The organism is Streptomyces glaucosporus (assembly GCF_039533345.1).
In the GTDB taxonomy this organism is placed as follows: Bacteria; Actinomycetota; Actinomycetes; order Streptomycetales; family Streptomycetaceae; genus Streptomyces; species Streptomyces glaucosporus.
This window is the reverse complement of sequence record NZ_BAAATJ010000021.1, coordinates 114,802-124,491: the sequence shown is the minus strand read 5'-3', so window position 1 is coordinate 124,491 and position 9,690 is coordinate 114,802. Positions and strand designations below refer to the sequence as shown.

The following is a 9,690-nucleotide window of genomic DNA, read 5'->3' as shown; positions in this document are numbered from 1 at the left end:
CCCGGAGGAGGTTCATCGTTCGACTTGCATGTGTTAAGCACGCCGCCAGCGTTCGTCCTGAGCCAGGATCAAACTCTCCGTGAATGTCTTCCCCCGCACGCCGCAGCGGGCGGGGCATTCGCCAAGAGCGGCACCGCCGGGAGGAATCATCCCGGGGTGCACAGCGTCCTCGCTGTTGTGTTTCAAAGGAACCTCGTACCCGAAGTCCCCGCCGAAGCGGCGGGTTCGGGACGGGGCATCAACATATCTGGCGTTGACTTTTGGCACGCTGTTGAGTTCTCAAGGAACGGACGCTTCCTTCGGCGCCCCTTCCGGGGCTCCTCCGGGCGCTTCCCTTCGGTGTGTCCACCACTCTAGCGGATCTCTCCGGCGACTCATAATCGAGCCATTCGAGTGACTTTCCGCAAAAGCGGAAACGATCCCGATCGGGGATCCGTCATCTGGTGGTTGTCCGCTCCGGGCCTCTCGCTCGGGTGACCGTACCGGTCGCCACGAGGACCTCGTCCCGTTCCAGCGGCTCGGTCTACGTTAGACCCCGGCTCCCCCGGCGTCAAGCGCCGTCTTCCGGCGACGCGGCTGGTGCGCCCTGTAGGGGCTCACCGAGGGATCGCCGGCGATCCAGTAGCGCCACGGGTGCACGGCTCCCTCGCCGCCCACCCCCGTGCGCGGGCCGGTGCGTATGCGTTCGGCCGGGACCGGGGTGCCCGTGAGGATCCGGAGGGGGGCGTCGGGGGCGTCCCCGCAGACGTCGGCGCCGTTCAGGGCCCGGTCCACGCCCAGTGCCGTGGCCAGGCGGGCGGGTCCCTTGGCCAGCTCGCTGTCGTTGCGCGCCTTGGGACGGCGTCTGCGGGCCGACTCCCGGCCTCTCACCACCTCGCCCGCGCGCAGGAGCACACCGCTCGCGGTCCCCTCCCCGTCGCAGACGAGGTTGAGGCAGTACCACATGCCGTAGGTGAAGTAGACGTACGCGTGGCCGGGCGGGCCGAACATCACGGCGTTGCGCTCGGTCCGGCCCCGGTAGGCGTGCGACCCGGGGTCGATCCGTCCCGCGTACGCCTCGACCTCGGTCAGACGCAGCTCGATGGGGCCGTCCTCGGTGTTGCGGACCAGGACGCGCCCGAGCAGATCCGGGGCGACCTCCAGCACGGGGCGGTGGAAGAAGTCACGGGGCAGGGGCATACGGTCTTGCTCTGCGGTCACACCGGTCGAGCGTAGTGCAGCCGTCGGGTGGCGGCCGGGCACGGAGGTTCCGGACGGTGGAACCGCCCGGCGGACCGCCGGCGTTTACAGAGTCCGACGCGACACACAGGCCAGGGCCTGGGGGAGGAACAACATGGGCTTCAAGAAGCTGTTCGCGAGCGTGGGCATCGGCGGCGCGTCCGTGGAGACGGTGCTGACCGAGCCGAACGTGGTGCCGGGCGGCGTGGTCCAGGGCGAGGTGAGGATCCAGGGCGGCTCGGTCGCCCAGGAGATCCAGGGGCTGTCGGTCGGACTCCAGGCGAGAGTCGAGGTGGAGGGCGGCGAAGGGGAGCACGTCCGGGACATCGAGTTCCACCGCCAGCAGATCGGCGGCGCCTTCGAGCTCCAGGCCGGGGCCGTGCACACGGTGCCGTTCGGGCTGGAGGTGCCCTGGGAGACCCCGGTCACCATGTTCGCGGGCCGGCACCTGACCGGGATGAACATCGGCGTGAAGACGGAACTGGCGATCGCCAAGGCCGTGGACTCCGGCGACCTCGACCCGGTGAACGTCCACCCGCTCCCCGCCCAGCAGGCGATCCTCGACGCCTTCGCGGCCCTGGGCTTCCACTTCAAGAGCGCGGACATGGAGCAGGGGCACATCCGCGGGACCCGGCAGAAGCTGCCCTTCTACCAGGAGATCGAGTTCCTGGCCCCGCAGCAGTACCGCGGCCTCAACCAGGTCGAGCTGAGCTTCGTCGCGGACGAGCGCGAGATGGACGTCGTCCTGGAGATGGACAAGAAGCCCGGCCTGTTCAGCGAGGGCAGCGACACGTACCGCTCCTTCACCATGGACCTGGTGAACTTCCGGCAGACGGACTGGACCGCCTACCTCAACCAGTGGCTGGCCGAGGTCGGCGGCAAGCGCAACTGGTTCTGATCCGCGTCCGCCGGTCGGCGCTCGCCCCATGGGGGCGGTCCCTCGGGGCCGCCCCCACGGGCGTCGCGGCCCGGCGGACACGGCGGCCTCCCGGGCGCCGGAGCGAAGATCGGTAGGCTGACGGTGCATCGATGTCGCGCTACCGAGGAGGTTCCGACGTGACCGAGCAGAAGCGGCGTCCGCTCCCCCACGACTTCCATCCCCCGGTGCCGTCGTTCACGGTCGTCAGTGACGATGTGGCCGAGGGCGCCCGGCTGAAGCCCGACCAGGTGCACGCCGAGGGGAACACCTCTCCCCACCTGCGGTGGGAGGGCTTCCCCGAGGGGACGAAGAGCTTCGCCGTCACCTGCTTCGACCCGGACGCGCCGACCGGCAGCGGTTTCTGGCACTGGTCGCTGTTCGACATCCCGGCGACCGTGACGGAGCTGCCCGCGGGGGCCGGCACGGGCGAGATGAAGGGCCTGCCCGAGGGCGCCGTGCACGTGCGCAACGACTACGGCACCAGGGACTTCGGCGGGGCCGCGCCCCCGCCCGGGGACGGTCCGCACCGCTACGTCTTCACGGTGTACGCCGTGGACACCGAGAAGCTGGGGGTGGACGCGGACGCGTCGCCCGCCGTGGTCGGCTTCAACCTGCGCTTCCACACGCTGGCCCGGGCCCAGCTGATCGGCGAGTACGAGGTGCCGGCGCAGGACTGAGGTCTCCCGCCGTCCCGTGGGCGCCCCCGCCGGCGGGAAGGGTTTCGCGCCCCGCCGTCCCCGGAAGGACAGCGGCCGCCGGGCAGCCGGCGCCGCGGTCGCGGGGACGGCGGGGCGTTCCGCGTCCGCGCCGTCCACCGGAGTCTGCGGGCACGGGACCAGCGCGCCGGCCGTCCCGTGCCCGCTTCTCCCCGAAAGTCCCGGGGCTCTTCCCGTCCGTTCCCGTCCGTCCGTGCCGTGCGCGAACCGTCTCCCCGGATCGTCACCCGATGGCCGGCCAGTGGGCGTCTCCCGTACGGCGTGGGAAATTGCGTTGTTCACCTCTTGGGGCAACGGCACAGTGGTGCCACCTCGCCAGGGGGGCGGGGCCGGGCCCGAAGGTGGGTGAGATGCGCGAGACGCTGGTGCTGAACGCCGGTTTCGAGCCGCTGTCGACGGTGTCGCTGCGGCGTGCGGTGGTGTTGGTGATGCGGGACAAGGCGGTCGTCGAGCAGTCCCACCCGGGACTGCGGCTGCGGGCGGCGCACGTCGATCTTCCGGTACCGCAGGTGATCAGGCTCCGCAGATACGTGAAGGTCCCGTTCCGACAACGGGCGCCGTGGTCGCGGCGCGGCGTGCTCGTACGGGACCGGCACCGGTGCGCCTACTGCGGGCGCCGGGCGACCACGGTGGACCACATCGTGCCGCGTTCGCGCGGCGGGGGCGACACCTGGCTGAACACGGTGGCGGCCTGCGCGGAGGACAACCACCGCAAGGCGGACCGCACCCCTGCCCAGGCGGGGATGCGGCTGCTCACGCAGCCGTTCGAGCCCACTCCGGCCGACGCGCTGGTCCTCGCGCTGGGGCTGCGCGACGGCGAGTCGCTGCCGGACTGGCTGGCGCTGCCCGAGCCGGCCTGAGCGCGGCCGTCCCCGGCCCGGTCATCCCAGCAGGAGCTGGAGGATCGCCGCCACCCCGACGGTCACGATGACCGCGCGGAGGGCGGTGGGCGGCAGCTTGCGTCCCAGGCGGGCGCCGAGCTGGCCGCCCACCGCCGAGCCGACGGCGATGAGCACCACGGCCGTCCAGTCGAACTCGGCCACGAAGAGGAAGAAGACCGCGGCGGTGCCGTTGACGACCGCGCCGAGGATGTTCTTGACGGCGTTGATGCGCTGGAGGTCGTCGCGGATGAGCAGCCCCATCAGGGCGAGGTAGATGACGCCCTGGGCGGCGCCGAAGTAGCCGCCGTACGCGCTGGACAGGGTGATGCCCCCGAGGAGGACGGGGCCGCCGTGGGGGTGGCCCGGCTCTCCGCTGCGCTCACGGCGGCGCTGGACCGCGCGGGACAGGCGCGGCTGGGCGATGACGAGCACCAGGGCCAGGGCGATGAGCGCGGGGACGATCATGTCGAACGCCGTGGACGGCAGCATGATCAGCAGAGCCGCTCCGGCCAGGCCGCCGAGGAAGGCCACGCCGCTCAGGCGCAGGACCCGGTCCCGCTGCCCCCGCAGCTCGCGGCGGTAGCCGATGGCGCCGCTGATGGAACCGGGGACCAGGCCCAGGGCGTTGGAGACGTTCGCGGTGACCGGGGACAGCCCGACCGCGAGCAGCACCGGGAAGGTGATCAGGGTTCCCGAGCCCACGATCGTGTTGATGGTGCCCGCACCGATGCCGGCGACGAGGACCGCCAGCGCCTCCCAGATGTCCACGTGCAACGCCCCTCAGCCGTTCGGTGTCCGGTGCACCGATCATGCCCGAGGGGCGTTGCCCGGATGTACCGGGGGTGGCGTGCGGATCCGCGCGGGAGGGTGGGCCCGGCCCGCCGCCGGCCGCGGTCAGTCGATCGGAGGCTGCTCGCGGCGCTTGGCCAGACCGGTGCCGCCGTCGCCGGGGGAGTTCCCGGAGGGGGCGGGGACGGTGCCGCCGAGGTTGCCGAACGCGCCGCCGAGTCCCTTGAGCGCGTCGCCGATCTCGCTGGGGACGATCCACAGCTTGTTGGCGTCTCCCTCGGCGATCTTGGGGAGCATCTGGAGGTACTGGTAGGCCAGCAGCTTCTGGTCCGGGTCGCCGGCGTGGATGGACTCGAAGACCGTGCGGATCGCCTGCGCCTCGCCCTCGGCGCGGAGCGCGGCGGCCTTGGCCTCGCCCTCGGCGCGGAGGATGGCGGACTGCTTCTCGCCCTCCGCGGTGAGGATCTGGGACTGCCGGACGCCCTCGGCCTGGAGGATCGCGGCGCGCTTGTCGCGGTCGGCGCGCATCTGCTTCTCCATCGAGTCCTGGATGGAGGTCGGCGGCTCGATCGCCTTGAGCTCGACGCGGTTGACGCGGATGCCCCACTTGCCGGTGGCCTCGTCCAGGACGCCGCGCAGCGCGGCGTTGATCTCCTCGCGGGAGGTCAGGGTGCGCTCGAGGTCCATGCCGCCGATGATGTTGCGCAGGGTGGTGACGGTGAGCTGCTCGATGGCCTGGATGTAGCTGGCGACCTCGTAGGTCGCGGCCCGCGCGTCGGTGACCTGGTAGTAGATCACCGTGTCGATGTTCACCACCAGGTTGTCCTGGGTGATCACCGGCTGCGGCGGGAAGGGGACGACCTGTTCGCGGAGGTCGATGCGGTTGCGGATGGTGTCGATGAACGGGACGACGATGTTGAGGCCCGCGTTCAGCGTCCGGGTGTAGCGGCCGAAGCGCTCCACGATCGCGGCGCTGGCCTGCGGAATGACCTGGATCGTCTTGATGAGTGCGATGAATACCAGCACCACCAGGATGATCAGCACGATGATGATGGCGTCCATCGTGTCTCCCCCTGCGTCTATGGATGTCGCGCTGACTGCGATGACTGTGTGACCGTGCGGTTACCCGCTATCACATCACGACGGCGGTGGCCCCGTCGATCTCCACCACGTCCACCCGGGCGCCCGGTTCGTACACCGCGTCCGTGTCGAGGGCGCGTGCGGACCAGACCTCGCCGGCGAGCTTGATCCGTCCTCCCTCGGCGTCCACCCTCTCCAGGACGGTCGCCTGACGGCCCGTCAGGGCGTCGACGCCGGTCCGCAGTTCCGGACGCCCGGTGTGCGCGCGTCTGGCGATGGGACGGACGACGAGGATCAGCGCGGTGGAGACCACCGCGAAGACGGCCACCTGCGCCACCGCTCCCCCGCCGAGTCCGGCGGTGACCGCTCCCGCGACGGCCCCCACCGCGAGCATGCCCAACTCGGGCATGGCGGTCAGCACGAGGGGGATTCCGAGCCCTACGGCGGCGATCAGCCACCACACCCATGCGTCCACACCGTCATGGTAGGGCGCGGGGTCACCCGAGCGGGAGACCCTGAGCCGTCCAGCGGTCGCCGTGGTGCTCCACGATCAGCGGCAGTCCGAAGCAGTGCGAGAGGTTGCTGGAGGTCAGTTCGGTCTCGACCGGTCCGGCGGTCAGGACCTTCCCCTGACGGAGCATCAACACGTGGGTGAAACCCGGGGGGATCTCCTCGACGTGGTGGGTGACCATGATCATCGAGGGGGCGTACGGGTCGCGGGCGAGCCGGCCCAGCCGGCGGACCAGGTCCTCGCGGCCGCCCAGGTCGAGTCCCGCGGCGGGCTCGTCCAGCAGCAGCAGTTCGGGGTCGGTCATCATCGCGCGGGCGATCTGGGTGCGCTTGCGCTCGCCCTCGGAGAGGGTGCCGAACTTGCGGTCGAGGTAGGCGTTCATCCCGAGGCGGTCGAGGAAGGCGAGGGCGCGCTCCTCGTCGACCCGGTCGTAGTGCTCGCGCCAGCCCGCGGTCATGCCGTAGGCGGCGGTGAGGACGGTCTGGAGCACCGTCTGGTCGCGCGGCAGCTTCTCGGCGAGCGCGCTGCTCGCCATGCCGATGCGGGGGCGCAGTTCGAAGACGTCGACCCTGCCGAGCCGTTCGCCCAGGATGGTGGCGGTGCCGGAGGACGGGTAGAGGTAGCTGGAGGCGATGTTGAGCAGGGTGGTCTTGCCGGCGCCGTTGGGGCCGAGGATGACCCAGCGCTCGCCCTCCTTGACGGACCAGGAGACGTCTTCCACCAGAGCCCGACCCTCGCGGACCACGGATACGTCCACCAGCTCCAGTACATCGCTCATGGCGCGTTGTCTCCCATTGCAGTCGCTGCTGTCGTCTGTGCCTGTGGGCACAGTCCCCAGGGAAAACCTACGCCACGTCCGCCGCCTCGCTGTCCTTAGGCTGGGGGCATGCTCGATGAACCTCGCTCGGGGCGGCTGACCGCCTGGGGAAATGCCCTGTTCGCCGGACTGGTCCCACCGGACGACGCCGCGTCGCGCGTCGTGGGCGGTGATGCCGTCCACCGGGTGTCGGGCCTGCCGGGCGAGGCCGGGGAGGTCGGCCTCACCCTCGCGCTCGGCCGGATGCGCGGCCTGGGGGTGCGGGGGCTGCGGCTGGCCCTGCCCGCGCCGGGGCATCCGCTGGGCCTGAGCGGACCGCCGGAGTTCAACGCCCTGGCCCTGGACGCCGGGGAGGCGGTGGTCGCCGTGGGCGCGGCTCTGGGACTGGTCCCGGAGGTGACCGAGGCCGGCCCGCGGGGCGACGTGCACGTGGAGGTGGTGTGGCGCTGCCTCCCGGTGCGGGAGGCGCCTCCCGCCGACGTGCCGTCGCTGGGCGAGGCCGAGCGGGAGCTGGCGGAGGCGCTGCGCGAGGCGACCGGGGCGCTGACGCGGCTGGACGTGGCCGGGTCGGGGCCGGTGGCGGAGGCGGCGCTGGAGGCGTACCGGGCGCGGGCGGAGGCGGGCCGCCGGCTGCTGGCGCCGGGCTACCCGCCGCGCGCGGTGCGGGTCCTGGAGCTGGCGCAGCGCGTGGGCGCGCTGGTGGACATCGCGTACGGGCCGGAGCACGGCGGCGCGGTGAGCGCGGGGGCGATGGCGGCGCGGGCCGAGGCGCTGCGGCCGGTGGAGCGGACGGCGCGGCGGGCCACGGTGGCGGCGTACAACGCGTACGTGGAGGAGCGGGAGCGGCGCTGAGCCGCTTCCGCGGGCGTCAGCCGGTCACGCCGTGCCGGACCGCCCAGAGCGCCGCCTGGGTGCGGTCGGCGAGGTCCAGCTTCATCAGGATGTTCGACACGTGCGTCTTGACGGTCTTCTCCGAGAGCACCAGGCGGCGCGCGATCTCCCGGTTGGAGCGTCCGTCGGCGATCAGCGCGAGCACCTCCCTCTCCCGTTCGGTCAGGGCGGTGCCGCGGCCCGGTCCGCCGGCGGTCCCCTCCTGGGAGAGGAGGGCCTGGGCGACCTCCGGCTGCAGCAGGACGTGGCCGGCGTGGACCGAGCGGATGGCCGCGGCCAGCGCGTCGGGGTCGATGTCCTTGTAGACGTATCCGGCGGCCCCGGCCCGCAGGGCGGGGACGACGGTGCGCCGTTCGGTGAAGCTGGTGACGACCAGCACCCGTGCGGGGTTCTGCGCCTCGCGCAGGGCGCGCAGGGCGTCGATGCCGCCGGTGCCGGGCATCTTCACGTCCATCAGGACGACGTCGGGCCGCAGTTCCTCGGCGCGCGCCACGCCCTCGGCGCCGTCGGCGGCCTCGCCGACCACCTCGATGTCGTCCTGGACCTCCAGGAACGTGCGCAGGCCCCGGCGGACGACCTGGTGGTCGTCCACCAGCAGGACCCTGATCCCGTCAGCCACAGGGCACCTCCATCTCGACCACGGTGCCCTTGCCGGGCTCCGACTCCACCGTCAGGGTGCCGCCGACCCCGCCCGCCCGGTCGCGCATCGACACCAGGCCGAGGCGGCGGCCGGCGCGGCGCACCGCGGAGGGGTCGAAGCCGCTGCCGTCGTCGGCCACCCGCAGCACGGTGGCGGCGCCGCGGCGGGCGAGGGTCACCGCGACGCGTTCCGCTCCGGAGTGGCGCAGGGCGTTGTGCAGGGCCTCCTGCGCCACCCTGAGCATCGCCTCCTCCTGGGCGGCGGGCAGCGCCCGCACCCCGTCGCAGTCGAAGGTGACGGACGCGCCGTGCGCCCTGTCCAGGACCTGGACCTGGGTGCGCAGGGCGGCGACGAGGCCGTCCTCGTCGAGGGCGGCGGGGCGCAGTTCGACGACGACGGCCCGCAGTTCGTCGGCGGCCTCGGCGGCCAGTGCGGCGACCTGCCGCAGCTCGCCCTTGGCGCGGCCGGGGTCGCGGTCGACCAGGGCGGCGGCGGCCTGGGCGGTGAGCCGCAGGGAGAACAGCTTCTGCGAGACGGCGTCGTGCAGTTCGTGGGCGATGCGGGCGCGTTCCCCGGCGATGGTCAGCTCCCGGCTGCGCTCGTAGAGGCGGGCGTTGGTGAGGGCTATGGCGGCGTGCTCCGCGAGGAGGCGCAGCAGCTCCTCGTCCTCCTCGGTGAAGCCGTGGCCGTCCCTCGGGTTCCCGCCGGCGGGGCGGCGCTTGTTGGCGAGGAAGATCGCGCCGAGCACCTCCTCGCCGTCGGCGATCGGCATGCCGAGGAAGTCCGCCAGTTCCGGGTGGGCGGCGGGCCAGCCCCCGAACCGCGGGTCCCGGCGGACGTCGGGGAGCCGCTGGGGGGAGGCGTCGCGCAGCATGGCGGCGAGGACGCCGTGCTGGCGGGGCAGCGGGCCGATGGCCTTCCACTGTTCGTCGCCGACCCCGTCCACCACGAACTGGGCGAAGCCGCCGTGGTCGTCGGGGACGCCGAGCGCGGCGTACTCGGCGCCGAGGAGTTCGCGGGCGGAGGCGACGATCGTCTGGAGGACGTCGCGCACCTCCAGGCGCCGGTTCATGGCGAGCAGGGCGGCGCTGACGGCCGCCAGCCCGGTTCTGGGGACCATGCGCCCACCGTACTCGCCGGGGCGCGCGGGCCGGATCGGCCCGCCGTCCCTGCCCGTGCCGGGCGCGGGTCGTAGGACCGCGGTCGCGGGCCCGCCCCGGGTGGTGCG

11 protein-coding genes and 1 rRNA gene are annotated in these 9,690 nt (G+C 72.7%); 4 read left to right on the top strand and 8 right to left on the bottom strand.

Translation table 11 applies throughout. The features are described from left to right. Together ABD358_RS21030 and ABD358_RS21025 are read right to left on the bottom strand one after the other, a co-directional pair. Positions 1-84 (bottom strand): 16S ribosomal RNA (locus ABD358_RS21030); the annotation flags it as partial. A 444-nt stretch (positions 85-528) separates the two neighbouring features. Further along, positions 529-1,200, bottom strand: coding sequence for a DNA-3-methyladenine glycosylase (locus ABD358_RS21025; protein WP_344632646.1), 672 nt, complete (start codon positions 1,198-1,200; stop codon positions 529-531). A gap of 133 nt (positions 1,201-1,333) precedes the next feature. Between ABD358_RS21025 and ABD358_RS21020 the strand changes: the two genes are divergently transcribed. The 3 genes from ABD358_RS21020 (at position 1,334) to ABD358_RS21010 (ending at position 3,713) form a co-directional block, all read left to right on the top strand. Next, a complete protein-coding gene (locus ABD358_RS21020; protein WP_344632645.1) occupies positions 1,334-2,116 on the top strand; it encodes a sporulation protein in 783 nt (260 codons plus the stop codon). A 158-nt stretch (positions 2,117-2,274) separates the two neighbouring features. Then, positions 2,275-2,814, top strand: coding sequence for a YbhB/YbcL family Raf kinase inhibitor-like protein (locus ABD358_RS21015; RefSeq protein WP_344632644.1), 540 nt, complete (start codon positions 2,275-2,277; stop codon positions 2,812-2,814). 389 nt (positions 2,815-3,203) lie between these two features. Continuing rightward, positions 3,204-3,713: an HNH endonuclease gene (locus ABD358_RS21010; protein ID WP_344632643.1), complete on the top strand. Its 510-nt coding sequence runs from the start codon at positions 3,204-3,206 to the stop codon at positions 3,711-3,713. A 21-nt stretch (positions 3,714-3,734) separates the two neighbouring features. Here ABD358_RS21010 and ABD358_RS21005 read toward each other — a convergent pair whose 3' ends face one another. The 4 genes from ABD358_RS21005 to ABD358_RS20990 all read right to left on the bottom strand — a co-directional run bounded on the left by ABD358_RS21005 (position 3,735) and on the right by ABD358_RS20990 (position 6,892). Beyond that, positions 3,735-4,502 carry a sulfite exporter TauE/SafE family protein gene (locus ABD358_RS21005; RefSeq protein WP_344632642.1) on the bottom strand — a complete coding sequence of 256 codons (768 nt, stop codon included), beginning with the start codon at positions 4,500-4,502 and terminating at the stop codon, positions 3,735-3,737. A gap of 126 nt (positions 4,503-4,628) precedes the next feature. Beyond that, the gene (locus tag ABD358_RS21000; RefSeq protein ID WP_344632641.1) at positions 4,629-5,585 is read right to left on the bottom strand and encodes an SPFH domain-containing protein; all 957 of its coding nucleotides are present in this window, start codon (positions 5,583-5,585) and stop codon (positions 4,629-4,631) included. A 70-nt stretch (positions 5,586-5,655) separates the two neighbouring features. Next, a complete protein-coding gene (locus ABD358_RS20995; protein ID WP_344632640.1) occupies positions 5,656-6,078 on the bottom strand; it encodes an NfeD family protein in 423 nt (140 codons plus the stop codon). Positions 6,079-6,100: 22 nt separating this feature from the next. Further along, the gene (locus ABD358_RS20990) at positions 6,101-6,892 is read right to left on the bottom strand and encodes an ABC transporter ATP-binding protein (RefSeq protein ID WP_344632639.1); all 792 of its coding nucleotides are present in this window, start codon (positions 6,890-6,892) and stop codon (positions 6,101-6,103) included. Between the two features lie 108 nt (positions 6,893-7,000). Between ABD358_RS20990 and ABD358_RS20985 the strand changes: the two genes are divergently transcribed. Then, positions 7,001-7,783, top strand: a complete 783-nt coding sequence (locus tag ABD358_RS20985; RefSeq protein ID WP_344632638.1) for a hypothetical protein — start codon at positions 7,001-7,003, stop codon at positions 7,781-7,783. A gap of 16 nt (positions 7,784-7,799) precedes the next feature. On the opposite strand, the gene ABD358_RS20980 is transcribed toward ABD358_RS20985, so the two are convergent. Both ABD358_RS20980 and ABD358_RS20975 read right to left on the bottom strand, forming a co-directional pair. Beyond that, positions 7,800-8,441, bottom strand: coding sequence for a response regulator (locus ABD358_RS20980; RefSeq protein WP_344632637.1), 642 nt, complete (start codon positions 8,439-8,441; stop codon positions 7,800-7,802). Continuing rightward, the gene (locus ABD358_RS20975; RefSeq protein ID WP_344632636.1) at positions 8,434-9,582 is read right to left on the bottom strand and encodes a GAF domain-containing sensor histidine kinase; all 1,149 of its coding nucleotides are present in this window, start codon (positions 9,580-9,582) and stop codon (positions 8,434-8,436) included. Before ABD358_RS20975 ends, ABD358_RS20980 begins: the two co-directional genes overlap by 8 nt. Between the last annotated feature and the right edge of the window lie 108 nt (positions 9,583-9,690).

What these genes read in the sequence shown, in the direction of transcription:
- ABD358_RS21020 (WP_344632645.1), top strand. Translation starts at nt 1,334, where the DNA reads ATGGGCTTCAAGAAGCTGTTCGCGAGCGTGGGCATCGGCGGCGCGTCC.
- ABD358_RS21010 (WP_344632643.1), top strand. Translation starts at nt 3,204, where the DNA reads ATGCGCGAGACGCTGGTGCTGAACGCCGGTTTCGAGCCGCTGTCGACG.
- ABD358_RS21000 (WP_344632641.1), bottom strand. Translation starts at nt 5,585, where the DNA reads ATGGACGCCATCATCATCGTGCTGATCATCCTGGTGGTGCTGGTATTC.
- ABD358_RS20990 (WP_344632639.1), bottom strand. Translation starts at nt 6,892, where the DNA reads ATGAGCGATGTACTGGAGCTGGTGGACGTATCCGTGGTCCGCGAGGGT.
- ABD358_RS20985 (WP_344632638.1), top strand. Translation starts at nt 7,001, where the DNA reads ATGCTCGATGAACCTCGCTCGGGGCGGCTGACCGCCTGGGGAAATGCC.
- ABD358_RS20975 (WP_344632636.1), bottom strand. Translation starts at nt 9,582, where the DNA reads ATGGTCCCCAGAACCGGGCTGGCGGCCGTCAGCGCCGCCCTGCTCGCC.